This window comes from Amycolatopsis sp. NPDC023774 (assembly GCF_040639695.1).
In the GTDB taxonomy this organism is placed as follows: domain Bacteria; phylum Actinomycetota; class Actinomycetes; order Mycobacteriales; family Pseudonocardiaceae; genus Amycolatopsis.
Map to the genome: position 1 here is coordinate 876,306 of NZ_JBFAAJ010000001.1, position 23,225 is coordinate 899,530.

Annotated in this window: 21 protein-coding genes; 17 read left to right on the forward strand and 4 right to left on the reverse strand. The window is 69.5% G+C overall.

From position 1 onward, the window contains the following. Nucleotides 1-3: 3 nt before the first annotated feature. The 7 genes from lysA to prfA all read left to right on the forward strand — a co-directional run bounded on the left by lysA (nt 4) and on the right by prfA (nt 8,897). Nucleotides 4-1,434, forward strand: coding sequence for a diaminopimelate decarboxylase (gene lysA, locus AB0F91_RS04400; protein ID WP_360594633.1), 1,431 nt, complete (start codon nt 4-6; stop codon nt 1,432-1,434). A 12-nt stretch (nt 1,435-1,446) separates the two neighbouring features. Further along, nucleotides 1,447-2,757 (forward strand): homoserine dehydrogenase, encoded by a 1,311-nt coding sequence (locus AB0F91_RS04405; RefSeq protein ID WP_360595157.1) that lies wholly within the window; start codon nt 1,447-1,449, stop codon nt 2,755-2,757. Nucleotides 2,758-2,836: 79 nt separating this feature from the next. Continuing rightward, complete coding sequence (gene thrC, locus AB0F91_RS04410; RefSeq protein WP_360594635.1) at nt 2,837-3,907, forward strand: threonine synthase; 1,071 nt, start codon at nt 2,837-2,839, stop codon at nt 3,905-3,907. Further along, a complete protein-coding gene (thrB, locus tag AB0F91_RS04415; RefSeq protein ID WP_360594637.1) occupies nt 3,904-4,812 on the forward strand; it encodes a homoserine kinase in 909 nt (302 codons plus the stop codon). The genes thrC and thrB overlap by 4 nt, the downstream gene beginning before the upstream one ends. Nucleotides 4,813-5,229: 417 nt before the next feature. Continuing rightward, nucleotides 5,230-7,287: a transcription termination factor Rho gene (rho, locus tag AB0F91_RS04420; RefSeq protein WP_360594638.1), complete on the forward strand. Its 2,058-nt coding sequence runs from the start codon at nt 5,230-5,232 to the stop codon at nt 7,285-7,287. A 212-nt stretch (nt 7,288-7,499) separates the two neighbouring features. Beyond that, nucleotides 7,500-7,724 (forward strand): 50S ribosomal protein L31, encoded by a 225-nt coding sequence (gene rpmE, locus AB0F91_RS04425; protein WP_220243829.1) that lies wholly within the window; start codon nt 7,500-7,502, stop codon nt 7,722-7,724. A 102-nt stretch (nt 7,725-7,826) separates the two neighbouring features. Beyond that, nucleotides 7,827-8,897, forward strand: a complete 1,071-nt coding sequence (prfA, locus tag AB0F91_RS04430) for a peptide chain release factor 1 (RefSeq protein WP_360594639.1) — start codon at nt 7,827-7,829, stop codon at nt 8,895-8,897. 42 nt (nt 8,898-8,939) lie between these two features. Here the strand turns inward: prfA and AB0F91_RS04435 are convergent, their stop codons facing one another. The 4 genes from AB0F91_RS04435 to AB0F91_RS04450 all read right to left on the reverse strand — a co-directional run bounded on the left by AB0F91_RS04435 (nt 8,940) and on the right by AB0F91_RS04450 (nt 13,215). Further along, entirely contained in the window at nt 8,940-10,382 is a 1,443-nt protein-coding gene (locus AB0F91_RS04435; protein ID WP_360594640.1) for a hypothetical protein, read from the reverse strand. 90 nt (nt 10,383-10,472) lie between these two features. Next, entirely contained in the window at nt 10,473-11,735 is a 1,263-nt protein-coding gene (locus tag AB0F91_RS04440; protein ID WP_360594641.1) for a hypothetical protein, read from the reverse strand. Beyond that, the gene (locus AB0F91_RS04445; RefSeq protein WP_360594643.1) at nt 11,732-12,169 is read right to left on the reverse strand and encodes a GtrA family protein; all 438 of its coding nucleotides are present in this window, start codon (nt 12,167-12,169) and stop codon (nt 11,732-11,734) included. Before AB0F91_RS04445 ends, AB0F91_RS04440 begins: the two co-directional genes overlap by 4 nt. Next, nucleotides 12,169-13,215 (reverse strand): glycosyltransferase, encoded by a 1,047-nt coding sequence (locus tag AB0F91_RS04450; protein WP_360594645.1) that lies wholly within the window; start codon nt 13,213-13,215, stop codon nt 12,169-12,171. Before AB0F91_RS04450 ends, AB0F91_RS04445 begins: the two co-directional genes overlap by 1 nt. 215 nt (nt 13,216-13,430) lie before the next feature. Between AB0F91_RS04450 and prmC the strand changes: the two genes are divergently transcribed. The 10 genes from prmC (at nt 13,431) to AB0F91_RS04500 (ending at nt 23,194) form a co-directional block, all read left to right on the forward strand. Then, complete coding sequence (gene prmC, locus AB0F91_RS04455; protein ID WP_360594646.1) at nt 13,431-14,297, forward strand: peptide chain release factor N(5)-glutamine methyltransferase; 867 nt, start codon at nt 13,431-13,433, stop codon at nt 14,295-14,297. Between the two features lie 41 nt (nt 14,298-14,338). Further along, nucleotides 14,339-14,737: a VOC family protein gene (locus AB0F91_RS04460; RefSeq protein WP_360594648.1), complete on the forward strand. Its 399-nt coding sequence runs from the start codon at nt 14,339-14,341 to the stop codon at nt 14,735-14,737. Between the two features lie 214 nt (nt 14,738-14,951). Beyond that, a complete protein-coding gene (locus tag AB0F91_RS04465) occupies nt 14,952-16,958 on the forward strand; it encodes a M6 family metalloprotease domain-containing protein (protein WP_360594649.1) in 2,007 nt (668 codons plus the stop codon). A gap of 132 nt (nt 16,959-17,090) precedes the next feature. Continuing rightward, entirely contained in the window at nt 17,091-17,741 is a 651-nt protein-coding gene (locus AB0F91_RS04470; RefSeq protein ID WP_360594651.1) for an L-threonylcarbamoyladenylate synthase, read from the forward strand. A gap of 107 nt (nt 17,742-17,848) precedes the next feature. Next, complete coding sequence (locus AB0F91_RS04475; RefSeq protein ID WP_360594653.1) at nt 17,849-19,006, forward strand: MraY family glycosyltransferase; 1,158 nt, start codon at nt 17,849-17,851, stop codon at nt 19,004-19,006. Between the two features lie 687 nt (nt 19,007-19,693). Continuing rightward, nucleotides 19,694-20,143 (forward strand): hypothetical protein, encoded by a 450-nt coding sequence (locus AB0F91_RS04480; protein WP_360594655.1) that lies wholly within the window; start codon nt 19,694-19,696, stop codon nt 20,141-20,143. A gap of 521 nt (nt 20,144-20,664) precedes the next feature. Next, nucleotides 20,665-21,462 carry a F0F1 ATP synthase subunit A gene (gene atpB, locus AB0F91_RS04485; protein ID WP_360594656.1) on the forward strand — a complete coding sequence of 266 codons (798 nt, stop codon included), beginning with the start codon at nt 20,665-20,667 and terminating at the stop codon, nt 21,460-21,462. Between the two features lie 52 nt (nt 21,463-21,514). Beyond that, the gene (locus tag AB0F91_RS04490) at nt 21,515-21,775 is read left to right on the forward strand and encodes an ATP F0F1 synthase subunit C (RefSeq protein ID WP_360594658.1); all 261 of its coding nucleotides are present in this window, start codon (nt 21,515-21,517) and stop codon (nt 21,773-21,775) included. 35 nt (nt 21,776-21,810) lie between these two features. Then, nucleotides 21,811-22,362, forward strand: a complete 552-nt coding sequence (locus tag AB0F91_RS04495; protein ID WP_360594660.1) for a F0F1 ATP synthase subunit B — start codon at nt 21,811-21,813, stop codon at nt 22,360-22,362. A 7-nt stretch (nt 22,363-22,369) separates the two neighbouring features. Continuing rightward, nucleotides 22,370-23,194 carry a F0F1 ATP synthase subunit delta gene (locus AB0F91_RS04500; protein ID WP_360594662.1) on the forward strand — a complete coding sequence of 275 codons (825 nt, stop codon included), beginning with the start codon at nt 22,370-22,372 and terminating at the stop codon, nt 23,192-23,194. The last annotated feature ends 31 nt before the right edge of the window (nt 23,195-23,225 follow it).

The following is a 23,225-nucleotide window of genomic DNA, read 5'->3' on the forward strand; positions in this document are numbered from 1 at the left end:
GAAATGGCGCACCCCGCGGGCCCCCGCCACGCCGACGTCTACCCCCATGCCGACGCCTCCGGGTTCCCGCCCGCGAGCGCTGAAGAGCTCGACAAGCTGCCCGCGAAAGTGTGGCCGCGCAACACTTATCGCGCCGGCGACGGCATCGTGCGCATCGCCGGCATGGACGTGCGCGACCTCGCCGAGACCTACGGCACGCCGCTGTTCGTGGTCGACGAGGCCGACTTCAAGTCCCGCTGCGCCGACTACGCGGAGGCGTTCGACGACCCGGCGCTGGTGCATTACGCGTCGAAGGCGTTCCTGTCCATCGAGATCGCCCGGTGGGTGGCCGAGCAGGGCCTGAGCCTCGACGTGTGCAGCGGCGGCGAGCTCGCCGTGGCGCAGCGCGCGAACTTCCCGGCCGAGCGGATCACCTTCCACGGCAACAACAAGTCGCTCGCGGAGCTCGACGCGGCGGTCGAGGCCGGCGTCGGCACCGTGGTGGTCGACTCGTACTTCGAGATCGCCCGCCTCGCCGAGATCGCGGCGCGCCGCGAGGTCGTGCAGGCGGTGCTCGTGCGGGTGACGGTCGGCGTCGAAGCCCACACGCACGAGTTCATCGCGACCGCCCACGAGGACCAGAAGTTCGGCTTCTCGCTGGCGTCCGGCGACGCGGCCGAAGCCGTGCGCCGCGTGCTCAACGCGCCGTCGCTCAAGCTCGTGGGCCTGCACAGCCACATCGGCTCGCAGATCTTCGACGCCGACGGCTTCGAGGTCGCCGCGCGCCGCGTGGTCGGGCTGCTGGCCGACCTCGCCAAGGAGCACGGGCGCGAGCTGCTCGACCAGCTCAACCTCGTGGACCTCGGCGGTGGCTTCGGCATCGCCTACACCGAGAAGGACAACCCGCCGCCGCCCGCACAGATGATCACGCAGATCCGCGAGATCGTGCGCAAGGAGTGCGCGTACGCCGACCTGCCCGTGCCGCGCATCGCGGGGGAGCCCGGCCGCGCGATCGCCGGCCCGGGCACCATCACGCTGTACGAGGTCGGCACCATCAAGGACGTCGCGCTCGGTGACAACACCACCCGCCGCTACGTGAGCGTCGACGGCGGCATGAGCGACAACATCCGCACGGCGCTCTACGACGCGGTGTACGACTGCCGGGTGGTTTCGCGCTCCGCGAGCGAAGGTGACGAGCCCGTGCTCGCCACTCTGTCCCGAGTCGTGGGAAAACACTGTGAATCCGGCGACATCGTCGTCCGAGACTGCTGGCTACCCGACACTCTTGCTCCCGGCGACCTGCTGGCCGTCGCGGCGACCGGCGCCTACTGCTACTCGATGGCGAGTGGGTACAACCGGCAGCCGCGCCCGGCGGTGGTGGCCGTGCGCAACGGCAGCGCCCGCGTGCTGCTGCGGCGGGAGACGACGGACGACATGCTGCGCCTGGAGGTTTGAGAAGTGTCCACAGTGTCTCCATCGGACCGACGAGCGATCAGGGTCGCCCTCCTCGGCTGCGGCACGGTCGGCAGCGAGGTCGTCCGGCTGCTCACCGAGCAGGCGGACGAGCTGGCGGCCCGCGCCGGGGCGGCGGTGGAGCTGGCGGGCATCGCCGTGCGCCGCCCCGACAAGCACCCCGAGCTGCCCCAGGAGCTGGTGACCGACGACGCGGCCGCGCTCGTGGTCCGCGAGGACGTCGACGTGGTCGTGGAGCTGGTCGGCGGCATCGAGCCGGTGCGCGGCTGGCTGCTCGCGGCGCTGAGCGCCGGGAAGGCCGTGGTCACGGCCAACAAGGCGCTGCTCGCCGAGCACTCGGCGGACCTGTTCGAGGCCGCCGACGCCGCGGGTGTCGACCTGTACTTCGAAGCCGCCGTGGCCGGCGCCATCCCGCTGCTGCGCCCGTTGCGCGAATCGCTGGCCGGCGACCGCATCACGCGCGTGATGGGCATCGTCAACGGCACCACCAACTACATCCTCTCCGCGATGGACACCACAGGCGCGGGCTACACCGAGACGCTCGACGAGGCCGGCCGCCTCGGGTACGCCGAGGCCGACCCGACCGCCGATGTCGACGGTTACGACGCCGCGTCCAAGGCCGCGATTCTCGCCTCGCTCGCGTTCCACACGCGCGTGACGGCGAAGGACGTGCACCGCGAAGGCATCGCCGACGTCACCGCGGCCGACCTGGTCGCCGCGCGTGTGCTGGGCCGCACGGTCAAGCTGCTGGCGATCTGCGAGCGCGTGACCGCCGACGACGGCGCGGAGTCCGTCTCGGCGCGCGTCCACCCGGTGATGATCCCGCGCAGCCACCAGCTCGCGGGGGTCGGCGGCGCGTTCAACGCCGTGTACGTGGAAGCCGACGCGGCGGGCGAGCTGATGTTCTACGGCCAGGGCGCCGGCGGCGCCCCCACGGCGAGCGCGGTGCTGGGCGACCTCGTCGCCGTGGCCCGCAACCGCGTGGTCGGCGGTCGCGGCCCGCGCGAGTCCGCGCACGCCGCGCTGCCTGTGCGCCCGATGGGCCAGACGCCCACGCGCTACCACGTGAGCCTCGACGTCGCCGACCGCGCGGGCGTGCTCGCCCAGGTGGCGCAAGCGTTCGCGGGCCACGGCGTGAGCATCGCCGCCGTGCGCCAGCGTGACGCCAACGACACGGCGAGCCTCGTGGTGGTCACCCACCTGGCGCCCGATGCGGCGCTGCAGTCCACTGTGGACGAAATCGCGAAGCTCGACGTGGTGCACCAAGTCGTCAGCGTGATGCGGGTGGAAGGCGAAGACCAATGAGCTCAGCTTGCAAGCGAATCGCTATTCATGCCGCCGCCTCACCAGTGACGAGCGTGCGACTCCGAATCGAGGTGGCGGCATGACTGCAACCGGATTGACCGCGTGGCCGGGGATCATCGAGGCGTACCGCGACCGCGTCCCCGTGCCGGAGGGCGCACAGGTGGTGACGCTCGGCGAGGGCAACACCCCGCTGCTGCCCGCCGCCCACCTGTCGCAGCTCACGGGCTGCACGGTTTACCTCAAGGTGGAGGGCGCCAACCCCACCGGCTCGTTCAAGGACCGCGGCATGACCGTGGCCATCACCCACGCGCTGGCGAGCGGCCTGAAGGCCGTGATCTGCGCGTCGACGGGCAACACCTCCGCGTCGGCGGCCGCCTACGCCGCGCGCGCCGGGCTCACCTGCGCGGTGCTCGTGCCGCAGGGCAAGATCGCGATGGGCAAGCTCGCCCAGGCCGTGCTGCACGGCGCGCGCATCCTGCAGGTCGACGGCAACTTCGACGACTGCCTCGAGCTCGCGCGCAAGACCGCGGCCGACTACCCCGTGACGCTGGTGAACTCCGTGAACCCGGTGCGCATCGCGGGCCAGAAGACCGCCGCGTTCGAGGTCTGCGACGCGCTCGGCCAGGCGCCCGACATCCACTGTTTGCCGGTGGGCAACGCGGGCAACATCACCGCTTACTGGGCCGGGTATTCGGAGTACGCGGAAGACGGTGTGGTGAAGAACACGCCGCGGATGTTCGGCTTCCAGGCGGCCGGTGCTGCGCCGCTCGTGCTGGGCGAACCGGTTTCGGACCCCGACACCATCGCGACCGCGATCCGCATCGGCAGCCCCGCTTCGTGGGGTGGCGCGGTGAAGGCGAAGAACGAGTCCGACGGCCTGTTCGAGGCGATCACCGACGCGAAGATCCTCGAGGCCTACCGCCTGCTGGCCGAGCGCGAGGGCGTGTTCGTGGAGCCCGCCTCGGCCACGAGCGTCGCCGGCCTGCTCGCCACCGCCGCGGATGGCCGGCTGCCGAAGGGCAGCACGGTCGTGTGCACGGTCACCGGCCACGGCCTCAAGGACCCCGCGACCGCGCTCGAGGGCAACGTCGAGGTCGAGCCGCTCGCGGTCGATCCCACGGCGGTCGCCGCAGCCCTGGACCTGCGGTGACGGGCTCCTCGGGCTTGCCGGTGGGCGCGTCGTTCCGGGCCGTGGTGCCGGGTTCGACGGCCAACCTCGGCCCGGGCTTCGACGCGCTGGGCCTGGCCCTGGCGCGCCACGACGTCGTCGAGCTGCACGTGGTCGAGGACGGCCTCAAGGTCGAGGTGGTCGACGCCGGCGCCGGCGGGGTCGCCGACGTCCCCACCGACGAGACGCATCTCGTGGTGCGGGCGATCCGCCGCGCGTGTGCGCACTTCGACGTGCGTCCGCCGGGCCTGCACCTGCGCTGCTTCAACAAGATCCCGCACGCGCGCGGGCTCGGTTCGTCGGCCGCCGCCGTGGTGTCCGGCGTGGCGCTGGGTTACGCGCTGGCGGGCGTCGCGCTCGACGACGGGGCTTTGCAGCTCGCGGCCGAGTTCGAGGGCCACGCGGACAACGCGGCCGCCAGCCTCCTCGGCGGGCTCGTGGTGGCGTGGTGCGAAAACGGGCGCTTCCACGCCGAGCGTGTGGAGCCCAGTACCAAGATCCGTCCTGTGGTGGCGATCCCGGCGCTGAAGTCGTCCACGGACGCCACGCGTGGCCTGCTGCCCCAGCACGTTCCGCACGCGGACGCGGCGCACAGCGCGGGCCGCACGGCGCTTTCGGTGCTCGCGATGACGACCAAACCCGAGCTGCTGCTGGCGGCGACGGAAGACCGGCTGCACCAGGAATACCGGGCCAGCGCGTACCCTGCGAGCGCCGAGCTGGTGCGCACCCTCCGTGCTCACGGCGTGGCCGCGACGATCTCCGGCGCCGGTCCCACGGTGCTCGCCCTCACCACGACGGGAATATTGCCGCCGGACTGCGACGTTCACGGATTCGACGTCGCCGAGCTGGGTGTGGACCTGACGGGTGTTCAGGTTGCGGCTCAGTAAAGCCCCGGTCACGTGGCGGGTGGAACGTGCGCCACGCGGGGGGTGGTTGTTGCACCGGCCCACAGGGCGGTCTACCCTCGGGGGCGTTCGATCACCGTGCGTTTCCGCACCCGATGCCGGTCCTGTTCGCTCCTCGCGAGCCTCCGGTCCGCATCCTTCGTCGATCCGCCAGATCTGCGCCGCCTGGCAAGCGGGACGCGGAGGACGCAGGCGGGTTTCCGGTTTCGGCGCGGTGCCGAATTCCGTTTCCTCCGTTTGGGGGAGGCAAACACCCTGTGCTGGCGACGCTCTCGCTGTGTTCCGCACGGCTAGGCGCGACTCGCCCGCATCGGAAGCAAATGCCGTTTCGCGATCAGACGCGATCGGCGGCAGTCCGCTGATCCACCTGGAGGCGTGGATCGGTCAGGAAGGACATGTGTGAGCAACACCGATCTGTTGAGCGGCGACGTGGAGACCCCCGCCGCGGCCGCTGAGACGAATGGGGCCGCGGCCGCTCCGAAGCGCCGCACCGGGGGCTTGTCGGGGATGGTCATCGCCGAGCTCCGCCAGCTGGCGGGCGAACTGGGTGTGGGCGAGACCACGGGGATGCGCAAGGGTGACCTGATCGCCGCGATCCGCGAGCGGCAGGGCAAGACCAAGAAGCGCACCGCCACGGCGGAGACTCTCCCGCTCGACGGCGTCGGCGACGCTCCGGCTCCCAAGGCCTCGAAGGCCGCGAAGACCGAAGAGCCGGCCCGGGCCGAGAAGAAGCGCGCGGAGACCCCGAGCGCCGAGGCGGCGCCGGCTCCCAAGGCCGAGACCAACGGTTCGGCTTTCGGAACCGACACGGCGCCGGCCGAGAAGCCTGCGCAGCAGGAGCGCCCGGACCGCGACGGCGGCCAGCAGAACTCCGACGGGCAGCAGGAGGAAGGTGGCCGCAGCCGTCGCCGCCGCGGCTCGAACCGCGCCGCGGGCGCGCCGGACGGCCAGCGTGAGCCACGCGAACAGCGTGACGGTGGCCAGCGTGACGGTGGCCAGCGTGACGGTGGCCAGCGTGACGGTGGCCAGCGTGGCGACCGTGAGCAGCGTGGCGACCGTGGTGACCGCGCCGAGCGTCAGGGCGGCCGCGACAACAACCGCGGTGGCTCGGACAACCGGGACAACCGCGACAACCGCCAGCGCAACAACCAGCAGGACGGCGGCAACCGCGGCCAGCAGGACAACCGTTCGCAGGGCCCGGAGGACGACGAAGAGGGCGGCCGTCGCGGCCGTCGTTTCCGCGACCGCCGTCGCCGGGGCAGCGGGGGCGGGCGCGCCGAAGGCGGTTCGCCGGACACCGAGATCCGCGAGGACGACGTCCTGCTGCCGGTCGCCGGCATCCTGGACGTGCTCGACAACTACGCGTTCGTGCGCACGTCGGGTTACCTCGCCGGGCCGAACGACGTGTACGTGTCGCTCTCGCTGGTCCGCAAGTACGGCCTGCGCCGCGGTGACGCCATCACCGGTGTCGTCCGCCAGCCGCGGGACGGCGAGCAGCAGCGGCAGAAGTTCAACCCGCTGGTGCGCGTCGACTCGATCAACGGGCTGGAGCCGGACGAGGCCAAGCGCCGCCCCGACTTCACCAAGCTGACTCCGCTCTACCCCAACGAGCGCCTGCGCCTCGAGACCGAGTCGCACAAGCTCACCACCCGCGTGATCGACCTGATCATGCCGGTCGGCAAGGGGCAGCGCGCCCTGATCGTGTCGCCGCCGAAGGCCGGTAAGACCACGATCATGCAGGACATCGCCAACGCGATCACCACGAACAACCCCGAGTGCCACCTCATGGTCGTGCTGGTCGACGAGCGGCCGGAAGAGGTCACGGACATGCAGCGGTCCGTGAAGGGCGAGGTCATCGCCTCGACCTTCGACCGCCCGCCGGCCGACCACACCTCGGTCGCGGAGCTCTCGATCGAGCGCGCCAAGCGCCTGGTCGAGATGGGCCACGACGTGGTGGTGCTGCTCGACTCGATCACCCGCCTCGGCCGCGCCTACAACCTGGCCGCGCCCGCGTCGGGCCGGATCCTGTCCGGTGGTGTCGACTCGACCGCGCTGTACCCGCCGAAGCGGTTCCTCGGTGCGGCACGCAACATCGAGAACGGCGGCTCGCTCACCATCTTCGCCACGGCGATGGTGGAGACGGGCTCCACGATGGACACGGTGATCTTCGAAGAGTTCAAGGGCACCGGCAACGCCGAGCTCAAGCTCGACCGCAAGATCTCCGAGCGCCGCGTGTTCCCGGCGGTCGACGTCAACCCGTCCGGCACCCGCAAGGAAGAGCTGCTGCTCTCGCCGGACGAGCTCGCCGTCACGCACAAGCTGCACCGCGTGCTCCACGCGCTGGACTCGCAGCAGGCCATCGACCTGCTGATCTCGCGCCTGCGCAAGACGAAGACCAACATCGAGTTCCTCATGCAGGTCTCGAAGACGGCCCTCGGCGCGAACGACGAGGACTGAGCTCCACCGGTTCACCGTCCGTGAAGGGCACCGCGGGGGAATCCGCGCGGTGCCCTTCACGGCGTCCGGGGCTGACGGCTCCTGGGCCGAGGAATACCAGGCCAGGAGGGTTGGTTGAACTCACCGTCAGCCCGTCTGGCACAATGACCCGCTGAAGTCCGGCACCGGTTCACCCCGATCCTGGGGACCCGGGGCCAACGAGAGAGGACACCATGAAGAGCGGTATTCACCCTGAGTACGTGACGACTCAGGTCACCTGTAACTGCGGGAACAGCTTCACCACCCGCAGCACCAAGGACTCGGGCGCGATCCACGTCGAGATCTGCTCGAACTGCCACCCGTTCTACACCGGCAAGCAGAAGATCATGGACACCGGTGGCCGGGTTGCGCGCTTCGAGAAGCGCTACGGCAAGCGGCAGAAGAACGACGCCAAGTAGCTTCGCCCACGGCGCCCACTCGCACGTGCGAGTGGGCGCCGTTTGCTGTCTGTCGGTGAAATTCTGTCGTTGGTGGTACTAGGCCCGGAAGAAGGCACGGAAGTGGATTCGACTTCGCTCAAGGGGCTGCTCGCCGAGCACGCCCAGCTGGAAGAGCAGCTGGCGGACCCGGCCGTGCACGCCGACCAGGCCAAGGCCCGCAAGCTGGGCCGCCGCTACGCGGAGCTGAGCCCCGTCGTGCGCGCGGTGCGGGAGCTCGACCAGACGCGCGACGACCTCGCCGCGGCCAAGGAGCTGGCGGCCGAGGACTCGGGGTTCGCGGAAGAGGCCGACGAGCTGGCCGCGAAGATCCCCGACCTCGAGTCCCGCCTCACGGAGCTGCTGCTGCCGCGCGACCCGTACGACGGCTCCGACGTGGTCATGGAGGTCAAGTCCGGGGAAGGCGGCGAGGAGTCCGCGCTGTTCGCGGGCGACCTGCTGCGCATGTACCTGCGCTACGCCGAGCGCCACGGCTGGAAGGCCGAGGTCCTCGACTCCACCGACTCCGACCTTGGCGGCTTCAAGGACGTCACGCTGTCGATCAAGAGCAAGACCGCGGACGTCGACGGCGTCTGGTCGCGCCTGAAGTTCGAGGGCGGCGTGCACCGCGTGCAGCGCGTGCCGGCGACCGAGTCGCAAGGCCGCATCCACACGTCTGCGGCCGGCGTGCTGATCTACCCCGAACCCGAAGAGGTCGAGGTCGAGATCGATCCCAATGACCTTCGCATCGACGTCTTCCGCTCCTCCGGCCCCGGTGGCCAGAGCGTGAACACGACCGACTCGGCCGTGCGCATCACGCACCTGCCGACCGGGATCGTCGTCTCGTGCCAGAACGAGAAGTCGCAGATCCAGAACCGCGCCCGCGCGCTGCAGGTGCTGCAGGCGCGCCTGCAGGCCATCGCCGAGGAAGAGGCCGCCGCGAAGGCCTCGGACGCCCGCCGTTCGCAGGTCCGCACTGTCGACCGCTCAGAGCGCGTGCGCACCTACAACTTCCCCGAGAACCGCATCTCGGACCACCGGGTGAACTACAAGGCCTACAACCTCGACCAGGTCCTCGACGGCGACCTAGACGGCGTCCTCGACGCCTTGGCGACGGCCGACCGCGAGGAGCGCCTGGCCGCGCAGTCCGGCTGACTCTGCCCTGCCGTCTCTGTGGCCTCAGACACCTGAGCCGCCTCAGACGACGGCCGCGATCTCCTCGGTCAGCGGCTCGTCGTCCTCGCGTTCCCGCTGCGGCTTCTGAGGCTCGTCGGCGCGCGGCAGCAGGCTGAGGATCGCGAAAGCGAGCGCGAGCACGGTCGGGAACAGCGTGAGCAGCTGGTGCTTCACGCCTTCCACGCCTTCGCCCAGCGCGGACAACCCGAGCTGCCCGACGGCGAAGAACGTCAGCATCAGCACCACGAGGCCGTATTCGCGCCGCCCCCGCCGGAAGGCGCGCACGGCGGTCCAGCTGATCAGCAGCCACAGAGGGACCAGCACGAACAGCCCGGCGGGCGCGGCCAGCACCGCGAGTCCGGAGAACAGCGGCACGCGGTACTCCTTCGACAGCCACGCCTGGCCCGAGAGCTCATCGAAGCTGCCGAGGTTGTCGGGCCGCGCGGTGAGCGTGTTCACGCCGCCCTGCTGCAGGATCTGCGCGACGCGCACGGGGTGCGACTCGTAGTACGCCAGCACGTTGCGGCGACTGATCTCGTCGCGGTACCGCGGGTAGAGCGGGTCGGTCTTGGCCGCGCCCGGGGTCCACCAGCCGGTGCCGATGTACTTCGCGAACGATTGTGGCAGCCCGAGTGCGGCCAGATCGGCATTCGTGTCGTGCCTGCCGTCCACAATGGAGTCGAAGATCGCGTTGGATACGTTGGCCTCGCGGTACTCCGCGTTGGCTGGGTCGCCGTGCGACTGCACCGCGAACGTTCCGCCGCCCACGAGCAAGAGCACCGCGAGCGGCAGCGCCCAGCTGGCCCCGCCGCGCGCGCCCTGGGGTTTCACCAGCAGCACGGCGAGCACGAAAAGGGGGATGAGCAACAGGGTCTGCGACTTCGCGTTGATGCCGATCAGTCCGCCGAGGACGGTGATGCCGGCGCCGGCGTAGCGCCGGGCGCGGTCGCGGTGCATCAGCACGAGGCCGCCGGCGATCAGCAGCATGCCGAGGAAGGCCGCGCCCTCGCTGAGCGTGGAGGCGAAGTAGCCGAAGAACGCGGAGTCACCCATCACGAGCGTCAGCAGGACCGCCGCGACGACCTTGCCGCGACGGTCCAGGTCGAGGCCGGTGACCGCGGCGGTGATGGCGACCGCGACGAGCACGCAGGTACCGGCGCCGAGGACCAGCAGGTTCAGGATGGCGCTCGAGCCGAAGAGGTGGCCGGCTTTGCTCGCGAGCCAGTCGAGCCAGGTCTGGCTCGAAACGTACTCACTCGTGCACGGGGCCCCGGCGCCGTAGTTGAACCGGACGAAACCTTCCGCTGGGCGGTCGAGCTGCTTGCCGCCGAGTTTGCAGAGCAGCCGCCAGCCGTCGCCGTTGTCGGCCATGCCGATGGGGCGGGGGACGAGGAAACGGACCAGGAGCAGGGCGAGGGAAGCGCCGAAGATGGCGAGACCGAAGCGGAGGTCTTTGGTTCGCACCCGGCCGAGTGTAGGCAGCGCGGTGCCGGGCCGCAGTGTGTGCGCACCTCGGTCACCGCCACCAGACCGGTGCCGGGGCGCGGGCCGCGGTCAACCCGCCCAGTACCCCGACACGAAGCGAAGGAAGATCAGCGCGCCGATCGTCGTGTTCGCGTACAGCACGCCGTAGACCACGCCGCGCAGCTTCGGCCTGCGCTCGGCGAACAGCACCAGCGCCACGTACATCACCAGGCACGGCAGCAGGTAGCGGTGCACCGACACCACGTTGTTGTTGATCGTCAGCATCACGATCGACGCGATGCCGAACAACGCGAGCGGGATTCCCTTGGCACGCAAGGCGATGAAGATGTACACGGAGGACACGAGCAGCAGTACCAGCCCGATGGTGGGCAGCACGTGGCTCATCAGCGTCCACCCGTCCATCGGGATGTCGCCGAGCAGGGCGTGGGCCGTCAGCTTCGCCTCGGTCCAGCCGGTGGCGAAGATGTTCGGGTTGAACTTGTGGTACGACCAGGTCGCCACGCCCTTGAGCGCGTTGAAGCTCGCCATGGCGCTGCCAGTCTGGATCTTCATGTACAGCATGTGCGCGCCGAGGCCGAGGAACGCGGCGGGGAACCACAGCAGCCGCCAGTTCAGCAAGCCGCGCACCTTCCAGTCCTTCGAGCGCCAGAACTCCAGGAAGCACAGGCCCACGAACACCGCCGCGGTGATCCGCGAGGCCGTGAGCGGGATCAGGCACAGGCCCGTCCACAGCCACTGGCGCCGCAGCGCGAACAGGTAGGCCCAGAAGCCGAGCGCGCAGAAGACCGCTTCGCTGTAGAACGAGTGCAGGAAAAACGCCGTGGGCGCGGTGAGGAACGCGGCGACCACGAGCCACTGGGCGCGGGCGCTGGTGAAGTAGAAGCGGGCGATCTTGAGCAGCGCCGTGGTGGCGAGCCAGGTCGCGACCACGTTCACGAGGAAGCCCGCGACGAGGATCCCGATCAGGTGGATGCTGATCGTCTGCACGAGCCACACGCAGATCGGGAACACCGGGTAGAAGGCGCGCAGCGGCACGTAGCTGCTGGTGTAGGCGTGTTGTGCGATGTCGCCGTAGTTGCCGGCGTCCCAGCGGTAGGTGTGCGCGAGCAGGCTCCAGGTCGAGCCGATGCCCGTCTTCGGCACGCCCTCGCTCACCGGGGACGACGGGCCGAACAGCCACGCCACCGCGATCAGCACCACGTTCCACGCGAGCACCACGGCCAGCACGCGGGCGAAGTCGCCGGTGAGCCAGCGCGGCACGCGCGAAACCGCGACGGGCCGCCTCGGTTCATCCTCGGAGGTGAGCTCCTCGGCGGTCACCGTGGCGGTCATACCGTGCCTCCCGGCTGTTCGGTGGCGGCAACCGGGACCGGGGTCCGCTGCCGGAAGACGACTTTTTGGTAGAGCACGTAGTTCCACACCAGACCCACGGCGATGCCGGCGAACTTCGGCACGAGCACCGTGACGTGGGGCAGCAGCGACCCGACCGCGAAGATCACCGCGGCCTGCACCACCCACAGCCCGAACGCGGTGACGGCGAAGAACAGCACCACCTGCTTGCGGACGTCGCCGTCCTTGGCGCGGAAGGTGAAGTTGCGGTTGAGCACGAAGCTCAGCAGCATGCCCGCGGTCGTCGAGCACAGGTTCGCGACGAACAGCGGCAGCCCGACGCTGGAGTACAGCAACGCGAAGCCGACCGCGTCGACGAGCGTGTTGGCGACGCCGACCACACCGAAGCGGATCTGCTGCGCGGTCAGGAGCTTCATCAGGGCCTGCTCTCCGCCTGGACCGCGTCGACGGTGTCTACGGTGTGCACGGTCGTGTTCGAGGTGACGCGAGCGTCGGAGGCGAGACCCGTCCGCACCGAGGCGACGCCGTACAGCGGCCGGTTCTGCACCTGCGAGTACGTGCGGCCGATGTAGCTGCCGAGAACGCCGAGCATGATGATCTGGATGCCGCCGAGGAAGAACATCGCGATCGTGATGAACGCCCAGCCGGGCACGGCGGTCGACGGCGCGAACAGCTTCACGCCGATCACGTAGAGCACGCCGACGAAGCTGAGCGCGGAGATCAGGTAGCCGAGGCGGCTGATCATGCGCAGCGGCGTGACGGAGAAGCCGAGAATGCCGTCGGCGGCGAAGCGCAGCATCTTGCGCAGCGGGTAGCCGGTGACGCCCGCGTGGCGCTTGTCGCGGTCGAACAGCACCGCGGTCTGGCGGAACCCGATGTAGGAGACCAGGCCGCGCAGGAAGCGGTCGCGCTCCCGGTACTTGCGCAGCTCGTCCACGACCTTGCGGTCGATCAGCCGGAAGTCGCCGGTGTTCTTGGGGATGTCGACGGCCGCCATCTTGCGCAGGAACCAGTAGAACGCGCCGGCGGTGAACTTCTTGAACGCGCTGTCCTGCCGCGAACGGCGCTGCGCGTAGACGACGTCGTAGCCCTCTTCCCACCGCTCGATCAGCTCGAGCGCGACGCGCGGCGGGTCCTGCAGGTCGCTGTCCATGATGATCGTCGCGTCGGCGTCGACCAGATCGAGGCCCGCGGTCACGGCCATCTGGTGGCCGAAGTTGCGCGCGAGCTCGATCACGGTGACCCGCTCGTCGCGCCGGGACAGCTCGGTCAGCTTCTCCAGCGACGTGTCGCGGCTGCCGTCGTCGATGTAGAGGAAGCTGAAGTCGTAGCGGTCCGCCAGGGGAGCGGTGACCTCGGCGACCGTGCGGTGCAGGAGATCGATGTTCCCCTCTTCGTTGTAGATCGGGAACACGAACGCGATCCGGCGTCGCTGGGGCAGCGTGAGAGGACTCGTCGGCACTGGGGCTCCGGCTGTTCGGCGAAGCGGGCGAACGGCCTTGATCCGCGGCCCGGGGAACATCGGCATCTTAGGAGATCTCCGGTAAAGGGTTTCCGGCACCCGCGGCGCCCGTTCCTGGTCACAGGCCCCGGCCGGCCTTCCCGGCCCGGCGCCACCGTCGCGGGCCGCCGGGTGGATACGCTGGACACCAGGCTCGACGACGTGAAGGACGACTAGTGAATCGGCAGCCGCTGCGCCTGGCCATCATGGAGGCCACCCGGATCCTCACCGAGGCGGGCGTGGAGTCGCCGCGGACGGACGCGGACCTGATCGCCGCGCACGTGCTCGGGGTCGATCGCGGGCGGTTGCCGATGGTGCCGCTGGTCGACCCTCCGGTGATCGAGGCGATCGGACAGCTCGTGGCGCAGCGTGCGAAGCGGATCCCGCTGCAGTACCTCACGGGGTGGGCCGCGCTGGGCAACATCACGGTGAATGTGGGCCCCGGCGTGTTCGTGCCGCGGCCGGAGACCGAGCTGCTGCTGGACTGGGGCCTGAAGTTCCTCCAGGGGCGCGAGTTCCCCGTGGTGGTCGACCTGTGCACCGGGTCCGCCGCACTCGCGCTGGCAGTTGCCCACGAGCGGCCGGACGCCGTGGTCTACGCCGTCGACGTCGACCCGCAGGCCCTCGCGTGGGCCCGGCACAACGCCGACGTGCATTCCGACGCGGGTGACACCCCCGTGCGCCTCTACTCCGGCGACATCGGCGACCCGACGATGTTCGCCGAGCTCGACGGGCTCGTCGACCTGGTGCTCTGCAACCCGCCGTACGTCCCCGAAGGCACGCCCGTGCCCCCGGAGGTCGCCGAGCACGACCCGGCGCGTGCGGTGTTCGCCGAGGAGAGCGGCTTGGCGGTGATCCGCCACGCCATCGCGGCCGGCGCCCGACTGCTGCGTCCGGGCGGAGGTCTGGCCATCGAGCACGACGACACCCACGGGACCGCCGTGCCGGCGCTCGTGCGGGCCCGCCGCGTGCTCACGGCCGTCGAAGACCATCCTGACTTCACGGGCCGGGCCCGCTACGTCACGGCCCGCCGCCTGGGCTGAAGCCGGCCGGAACCGGCGCGCTTCGCCGTAGTCTTTCGCGCATGGCCTGCCGGATCACCGAACTCGTCATCGACTGCGCCGACCCCCAGCGCCTGGGGGACTTCTGGTGCGAGGTTCTCGGCTACGTCGAGCTCGGCTGGGAGGGCGACGATCTGGAGATCGGCCCGCCCGGCGGCTTCGGCGGACCGCTGCCGACCCTCGTGCTCAGCCGCAGCGACGAGCCGAAGCGCGGCAAACTGCCGCTGCATCTCGACGTCAACCCGACCGACCGCGACCAGGACGCGGAGCTCGTGCGTCTCCTCGCCGCCGGTGCTCGCCCGGCCGACGTCGGCCAGACGGGCGAGGAGTCGTGGCACGTGCTGGCCGACCCGGAGGGCAACGAGTTCTGCCTGCTCCGCCGCCGGGTCGACGCGGTGGACAGCCCGAGCGCCGCCGGCTGAACCGCGCTGGAGCGACCACCTCGGACTCTGCCCGGCTCGTCCCCGTCTGCCGTTCGAACGACGCGTTCGGCCGATACGGCACCTCTGTCCGACTTTCGTCGTGAGGCAATGGGGCGGATTTCGTTCGCAACCCTAACGATCCGCGGTCGACTGAATACCGTCGATCTTCGGGCCCGCCCGCCCCGGGGCGGCCCGATCGTGAAGGGGAGTGTGGATGAGACCCTCCTGGATCCCTGTCCGGCGCACGACGAGGCGCGTCTCGAAGGTGGCCGCGGTCGTCGCGGCCGTCGCCTTGCTGCCCGGGCTGACCGCCGGCACGGCGAACGCCGACACGTTCACCAGCGGCTGGCCCGCGCCGCTGGACTCCGCGCACTGGGCCGACCAAGCGGCCATGACGTGGAACGACTACCGCAAGGTTCCCGGCACGAACTGGGCCGACCCGTCGCTCAAGCCGGCCGAGCGCACGTTCAAGGGCGCCGTCGTACTGGCGGACTACCCGGACGAGGACTTCGTGGTCACGAAGCCGCCGCACTCGACCGTGTTCGGCAACCCCGGCCCGTCGGCCGGCAATCTCGCGCGCGAGAACGTGGCGCAGTACTACCAGGACTTCCTCAACAAGCCCGAGACCCTCAACCACGGCCACACCATCAACGAGTACTGGATGGAGGACTCCGGCGGGCGCTTCGGCGTGGACCTCACGGCGTTCGGGCCCTATCGCATGCCGGGCAAGTCCTTCGAGTACGGCATGGAGTTCCAGGACAACGCGTGCCCGCAGGGCTCGACGTGCGACCGCGACCTGCGCACCGACGCACGCGCCGCGTGGAAAACCGACGTCGGCGCCCTGGCCGACCAGTTCGACTTCGTCTTCTTCCTCTCCGCGGGCCAGGACGAGAGCTCGACGTGGCAGGAGTTCGGCGAGATGAAGTTCGGCAGCCAGGACGCGGTGCCGGACGAGTTCGGCCCGCCCGGCGACGAGAGCCTGCCCAACTGGGCCGACACGCGCTACGTCCCGTGGACGTCGTGGGCCTCGGCGTCGAGCATCTGGCCCAACGCGCAGAACGGCTCCTCCACGCAGGCCGAATCGTCCGGACAGGGCACCTACGCCCACGAGTTCAGCCACATCCTGGGCATCGGCGACAACTACAACAACCCGTTCGGTGTCCCGCCGCAGCGCGCGTACACCGGCCCGTGGGAGATGCTCTCGCGCGGCAGCTTTAACGGCCCCGGCGGCCCGCACACGCGCTGGCAGATCCCGGCCACCGAGGGCGGGTCGATGGGCGCGCACCACATGCTGCGCAACAAGCTCAAGCTCGGCATCGTCGATCCCGCCGACGTGCTGCAGCTCGACCGCGACCAGCTCGCGAAGACGGGCCCCGTGACGGCTCGGATCACCGCGCGCGAGGCGGCGCCGGAACCGGGTGCGTACACGGGCCTGAACATCGCGCTCCCGGGCGGCGACAAGGCCCCGAAGTGCGACCGCAACAGCGACCCGCTGTGCGACGGCGGCGGTTACGACAACTACACACTCGAGGTCGTCGACCGGATGGGCTCGGACTCCTTCGCGCCCGACTCCGGCGTGCTGCTGGCCAAGACCAAGAACAAGGACGCGGCGCCGTTCGAGTGGATCGTCGACGCGAACCCGCAGGACATCGGTCTCACCGACTACGTGAAGCCGGACGGCACGCCGGTGAAGATCACCGTCGGCGACTACCGGCAGCTCAACGACGCGGCGTTCAAGGCCGGCACGGGCTCCTCGGGCGCGTACGAGTACACCGACGAGGCCAACCGGCTGCACTTCCTCGTCACCGACCTCGCGCGTGACCGCCGCGGCGTGCTGTCGTACACGGTCACCGTCGCCTCGCTCGACGGCTCGGGCCCGCAGGCGCGCGGTGCGCACCTGTGGCCGGCGCTGCCCGCGTTCACCAAGGGCGGGCTCGCCACGTGCGACTTCCGCCTGCTCAACACCGGTTCCGCGCGCGGGGCGAAGGCACCGTACGACAGCGACACCTACCGGCTGAGCGCGAGCACCGACGCGAAGGGCTGGGAGATCCGGCTGCCCAACGAGCTGGCGACGGCGAAGTTCGGGCAGACCGCCCAGATCGCCGCCTTCGCGAAACGCACACCGGGCGCGCCGTACACGGCGCGGGTCAACCTCACCGCCACGTCGGTGAGCGACCCGGCGAAGACGAGCACCACCACCTGCACGGCCATCGGGTTCTGACCCCGCGTCCCGGCCGAAGCGCCCCAATGTGGCGTTCGGTGCGCTCAACGCACCGGACGCCGCATTGGGTGCGCTCAACGCAACCAACGCCACGTTGGGGCGCGCCCGGGGACGAAGGCTAGGCTTCGCGGCATGAGTGCGGTGTACGACTGCAGCAAGCGCGAGTCCCGGGCCGAAGGGCTGGCCGCCGCGGCGTCGGCGGTGAGGTCGAGCCGGCTGGTGGTACTGCCCACCGACACCGTCTACGGCATCGGTGCCGACGCCTTCGACGCGGGCGCCGTGCAGGCGTTGCTGCGCGCGAAGAACCGCGGTCCGGACATGCCCGTGGGCGTGCTCGTCGGTTCGTGGTCCACAGTGGATGGTCTCGTGCTCGGCCTGCCGCCGCAGGCACGGGCGCTCGTGGAGGCGTTCTGGCCGGGCGACCTGTCGATCGTGCTCCCGCACGCGCCGAGCCTGCAGTGGGACCTCGGGCAGTCGCGCGGCACCGTGATGCTGCGGATGCCGCTGCACCCGGTGGCGCTGGAGCTGCTGCGCGACGTCGGCCCCATGGCCGTGTCGAGCGCCAACGTCTCCGGCCGCCCGCCCGCGTCCACCGCGGCCGAGGCGCAGGACCAGCTGGGCGACTCGGTGTCGGTGTACCTCGACGGCGGTTCGAGCGGCGAGGCCGTGGCGTCGTCGATCGTGGACCTCACGGGCGATAATCCGGTGGTGCTGCGCGAAGGAGCGGTCACGCGCGCGGCGATCGCCGAGGTCATGGGCGTGCCCGTCGAGTCGCTCGCCTGAGCGGTCCACAGTGGCCCCGCGGACGGGAGGCTCCGTTGAACGGCGTGACACCCGGTCGCGGTAGCGTGACGCGGTGACTCGGACCCCCCGGCAGGTGTGACGCGGTCATGCCCCCTGTGCAAGGACTTCTCCCCATCCGGGAGTACCTGCTCGTCGCGCTGACCGCGACGGCCGTGACCTACCTGCTCACCGGCGTCGTCCGCCGCGTCGCGATCCGCATCGGCGCGATCGCCAACCCGCGCGCCCGCGACGTCCACGTGGTGCCGATCCCGCGCATGGGCGGCGTCGGCATCTACCTCGGTGTGGCCGCGGCGATGGGCCTGGCGCACCAGCTGCCCGCGCTGAGCCACGGTTTCGACGCCTCGCTCGACTCGGTCGGCGTGCTGCTGGCGGCCGGCGTCATCTCGCTCATCGGCGCGCTGGACGACCGGTTCGAGCTCGACGCGTGGACGAAGCTCGCCGGCCAGGTGATGTGCGCGGGGATCCTCGTGCTGTTCGGCGTGCAGTGGGTGTCGTTCTGGGTGCCGTGGGGCGGTACCGGCGACTCGTTCGGCTCGGTGCTGGTGCTGGACAAGAACCAGGGCGCACTGCTGACCGTCGTGATGGTCGTGGTGATGGTCAACGCGATGAACTTCGTCGACGGCCTCGACGGCCTCGCGGGCGGCCTCGGCTTCATCGCCGCGACAGCCACGTGCGCCTTCTCGCTCGGCCTGCTCGACAGCACCGGCGGTGACTTCGGCACGTACCCGCCGGCCCTCATCGCGGCAACGCTGGCCGGCGCGTGTCTGGGCTTCCTGCCTTACAACTTCCAACCCGCCAAGATATTCATGGGCGACTCCGGCTCCATGATGATCGGCCTCATGCTCGCCGGCGCGACCACGTCCGCGAGCGGGCGCGTCAGCTACACCCGCTTCTCGGCCTCCGACGCGCTCGCCCTGCTGTCCCCGCTCGTCGTGGTCGTGGCGGTGCTCTTCGTGCCCGTCCTGGACCTCGTGATGGCCGTCATCCGCCGCACCCGCCGCGGCGAAAGCCCCTTCGCAGCCGACAAGATGCACCTCCACCACCGCCTGCTCGAGATCGGCCACTCCCAGCGGCGGGCCGTCCTGCTCATCTACTTGTGGGCGGGCATCCTGGCCTTCGGCGCGGTGTCGGTGACGCTGTTCGACGACACGGCCGTGTTCTGGGTCATCGGGGCGGGTCTGGTGGTGGCTGTGCTGGTGTCCTTGGTTCCGAGGTTGAGGGCACGGCACCGTTCTGCGGGCTGAGTGTTCGCGAATGCGGTCCGCTTTTCAGGAATGGCCCCTCGATCGGGAAAGGTTGGCGAAGTGTTCACCATGATCACTTCGCCGCAGCTAATCTTCGACGCCTTCGGCAAGTTGTGATTCTGCTCCTTCGGGTTGGTCGATGAGGAGGGAACTCGAAACGAAGAACGTGTCCAAAACTGCTGCGACGTCGGAGCCGACGAGCGCGGCCGGCCCGAGGAACCGGGGGGATCGGCTACGGGTCCTTTGATGGGCACCGTGGTGGGGGACCTCGGCGGACTGGATCCGGTACCCACCACTGCACGAACGACGGGCGGTCCGTTCAGGTTCTGGCCGGATTCGTGTTCGTCGGCAACGCTGTTGCGTGTGTCGGTCCGGGCAGACGGTCAAAGTCAACATCACCACGACGTCCGGTATGGACCTGAATGAGCAGACGTGCACCAATCCGGGGCACCCCTGGGCTGCGTGAGCTGTCCCCCGATTCATGCTTGGCAATAGTGGTCGAGCGAAGCATCGAGTTTCAATTCTGCTGCGGACGGCGGGGTCTTTGAAATGAATTCCGCCGCCCCTGGTTTCACGTCTCTGTGGACCCGGGGCGGCTGTGTGTGCGGCCAAGTCGTCGGCCGGGGGCTCAGAACTCCGTTCACCAGGGTCTCTACACTCGACGCCGAACCGAGTAGGGAGCCAGCTGTGAGCGAAACCGAAACCTCGACCGACGCGACGGAGAACCCGCACGCCAAGGTGGTGCTGCAGGCTGCTCGCGCGATGACGAAGGCTTCGCTGCTGGTCACGCCGCCGGCGGTGATCGTGTGCATCGCCGTGTTCAGCATCGTCTTCGGGCTGCCCGGCTTCCTCGGCTCGCTGGTCGGCGCGGTGCTCGCGATCTTGGCGGCCCTGTCGACGCTCGGGCTCATGCGCTTCAGCGCGGGCCAGGATCCGATGTTCGTCATGGTGATCGCGCTCGGTGGATACGTGATCAAGGTCGTGGTGCTGTTCGTCGCGCTCAAGCTGCTCAAGGGCGTGACCGAGCTGCACCCGTTGTCGCTCGGCATCACCATGATCGTGGCGATCATGGTGTCCGCCGCGGCCGAGTTCGTGGCCTTCCGCAAGACGAAGATCCCGACGATCATCCCGTCCTGACCGAAACCCGGTACCCTCGGCTACCGACGGTGAGAGCGCACTGGGGCATCCGAGTGTGACCTGAAACACGTCAGCCGACTTTCGGGTTGGCGGCCCACCTCGCCGAGGCGCTCACCTGTGCTGTTGCGGAACCGGTCGCACGCATCCCGGACTTGGGTCCTGGATGGACTCGGGACCTAAGTCCTGAGCTGATCGGTTGGTATGAAGTACGCGTGTACGGCACCGATTGACCTGCTGGTAGGGTCCGCGTCAAGGGTGGCGGCCTCGCCCGCGCACTCCCTCAAACGAACCGCGACCAGCAGTGTGGCGACCCGATGGTTCCGCCCCTCAGCCGCTGGTCCGAAGTGGATTGCAGGGCAGTGCTCTTGCGAGCCAACCTCTGTGCAGGGCATGAGAATCATTCACTGCGCGGTGGGGCTGGCCGCCTCCGGCGTGCTCGTGCGTATCGGGTACGTTAAGTCCAGATCGTGACGATTCCCCCGGCGGAGTGAACGCCGGCCGGGAGAACCGGGAGGAGCGCAGTGATCGCGCTGGTACTGACCGAGGGTGCGACTTTCACGCCCCCTGGTACTGATGCCTTCGAGCTGCCGCCGTTTTTGGGGTCTGGCGAGTGGGGCTTGAACAAGCCGAAGCTGCTGGTGATCATCGCTTTGGTCATCGTCGCCGGCTACTTCTTGGTGGCTTCGCGCAAGCTGAAGATCGTGCCCACCAAGGGCCAGTTCATCGCCGAGTCCCTCTATGACTTCAGCCGCAACAGCATCACGCGGCAGCAGATCGGCTCGAAAGAGTTCAAGCCGTTCATCCCGCTGGTTCTAGCGTTGTTCACCTTTATCTTGGTGAACAACCTCTTCGGGATCATTCCCTTCTTCCAGTTCCCGACCATGGCGCGGATCGGCTTCCCGCTGGCCATGTCGCTGCTGGTGGTCTACCCGGTGTACCACTACGTGGGCATCAAGAAGTACGGCCTGGGCGGGTACCTGAAGAACCAGCTGGCGCCGGCGGGGATCCCGAAGTTCGTGCTTCCGCTCTACGGCCTGATCGAGTTCTTCCAGAAGTTCTTCATCACGCCGCTCACGCTGGCCATCCGTGTTTTCGCCGCGATGTTCGCCGGCCACCTGATCATCATCGTGTTCACCCTGGGCGGCACCTTCCTGCTCACGGAGACCTCGGGCTGGGCTCTCAAGCCGGTGTCGATCCTGGGCTATGTCCTGGCGATCCTGATGACTTTCCTCGAGGCCTTCATCCAGGTGCTGCAGGCCTACATCTTCGCCCTGCTGTCGGCCGGGTACATCGGCGCCGCGCTGGCGTCGGAGCACTGAGAAACACACAAGCCCCCGATCCGCGTGAGTGCGCGGACCGAAGTGAAGGGAAATGCAAGTGAGCGCCAACCTCGTTCTCGCCCAGGCCGCCACGCAGGCCGTCGACATCAACCCCGGCCTCGCCGCCATCGGCTACGGCCTGGGCGCGATCGGCCCGGGCATCGGCATCGGCCTGATCTTCGCCGCGGTCATCAACGGCACCGCGCGTCAGCCGGAGGCCCAGGGCAAGCTGCAGGGCATCGGCTTTTCGACCTTCGTGCTCACCGAGGTCCTCGCGCTGATCGGTATCGTCATCTTCTTCATCGCCTCCTGAGTGACTCGCTCATCTCTCATCACTAAGGAGACGCCGTGCTGAAGACCGAATTGGTGTTGGCGGCCGAAGAGCACACCAACCCGATCATTCCGGACATCCCGGAGCTGATCCTCGGCATCGTCGCCTTCCTGATCCTGCTGTTCATCCTGAAGAAGTACGTGGTCCCGCGTTTCGAGACTGCGTACGAGGAGCGGGCGCAGAAGATCGAAGGCGGCATCGAGAAGGCCGAGAAGGCCCAGGCCGAAGCCGAAGAAGCGCTGGCCGAGTACAAGGCGCAGCTGGCCGAGGCCCGGTCCGAGGCCGCGAAGATCCGCGACGACGCCCGGCTCGAAGCCGAGCAGATCAAGGCGGAGCTGCGGGCCGAGGCCGAGTCCGAGTCCCAGCGGATCGTCGCGCAGGGGCAGGCCCAGCTGCAGGCCCAGAAGGCGCAGATCATCGCCGAGCTGCGGGCCGACATGGGCCGCAACGCGGTGGAGCTGGCGAGCCGCATCGTCGGCGAGTCGCTCGAGGACGAGGTGCGCCGCCGCGGCACCGTCGACCGGTTCCTCTCGGAGCTGGAGACCGCCACCAACGGAGCGGGGAAGTAGACCAGAGATGACGCTGCATGCTGCGAGCCGTGAAGCGCTCGACCTCGCCGAGACCCGTCTCGGCGAGGTTCTGGCCGACGCGGGTGCCGACCCCGCGACGGTCGGGGACGAGCTGCTCTCGGTCGTCGACCTCCTGGACCGCGAAATCGGCCTGCGCCGGGCGGTCAGCGACGCTTCGGCCAGCCCGGAGAGCCGCCAGGGCCTCGTCCGCCGGCTGTTCGACGGGAAGCTGAGCGAACCGGCCCTGAAGGTGCTCGACGCCGTGGCGGGCAGCCGCTGGTCAAGCCCTCGCGAGCTGGTGGACGGGCTCGAGTCCCTCGGCCGCTCGGCGCTGCTCACCTCCGCCGAGAAGACCGGGAACGTCGAGACCGTCGAGTCCCAGCTGTTCCAGGTCGCGCGGATCGTCTCGGGCTCCTCGGAGCTCGAGACCGCGCTGTCCGACCTGGCCGCTCCCGCCGACGCCAAGCGGACCCTGGTCCGCGGGCTGTTCGCGGACAAGGTCGACGTGGTCACCGAGACCCTCGTCGAGCAGGTCGTGCGCCGCGCCAAGGGGCGCGGGGTCGGCAACGGGCTCGACAAGCTGGTCGCGCTGGCCGCGGAACGGCGTGAGCGTTCGGTCGCGTACGTGACCAGCGCCAACGCCCTCACCGACGAGCAGCAGGCCCAGCTCGGGTCGAAGCTCAACGGGATCTACGGGCGGACCCTCGCGCTGCACGTCGAGGTGGACCCCCGGCTGGGCGGCGGGCTCGTCGTCCGCGTCGGCGACGAGGTCATCGACGGCAGCACGGCCGGCCAGCTGGCGGCGGTGCGCCGCAGGCTGAGCCGCGCCTGACGGGTGCGCCCGGCACCACAGACTTTGCACA

Bases quoted from the DNA above. Each gene is read 5' to 3' on its own strand.
- lysA (WP_360594633.1), top strand. From the start codon at position 4: ATGGCGCACCCCGCGGGCCCCCGCCACGCCGACGTCTACCCCCATGCC.
- thrC (WP_360594635.1), top strand. From the start codon at position 2,837: ATGACTGCAACCGGATTGACCGCGTGGCCGGGGATCATCGAGGCGTAC.
- rpmE (WP_220243829.1), top strand. From the start codon at position 7,500: ATGAAGAGCGGTATTCACCCTGAGTACGTGACGACTCAGGTCACCTGT.
- AB0F91_RS04440 (WP_360594641.1), bottom strand. From the start codon at position 11,735: ATGACCGCCACGGTGACCGCCGAGGAGCTCACCTCCGAGGATGAACCG.
- AB0F91_RS04445 (WP_360594643.1), bottom strand. From the start codon at position 12,169: ATGAAGCTCCTGACCGCGCAGCAGATCCGCTTCGGTGTGGTCGGCGTC.
- AB0F91_RS04460 (WP_360594648.1), top strand. From the start codon at position 14,339: ATGGCCTGCCGGATCACCGAACTCGTCATCGACTGCGCCGACCCCCAG.
- AB0F91_RS04465 (WP_360594649.1), top strand. From the start codon at position 14,952: ATGAGACCCTCCTGGATCCCTGTCCGGCGCACGACGAGGCGCGTCTCG.
- AB0F91_RS04470 (WP_360594651.1), top strand. From the start codon at position 17,091: ATGAGTGCGGTGTACGACTGCAGCAAGCGCGAGTCCCGGGCCGAAGGG.
- AB0F91_RS04475 (WP_360594653.1), top strand. From the start codon at position 17,849: ATGCCCCCTGTGCAAGGACTTCTCCCCATCCGGGAGTACCTGCTCGTC.
- AB0F91_RS04490 (WP_360594658.1), top strand. From the start codon at position 21,515: ATGCAAGTGAGCGCCAACCTCGTTCTCGCCCAGGCCGCCACGCAGGCC.
- AB0F91_RS04500 (WP_360594662.1), top strand. From the start codon at position 22,370: ATGACGCTGCATGCTGCGAGCCGTGAAGCGCTCGACCTCGCCGAGACC.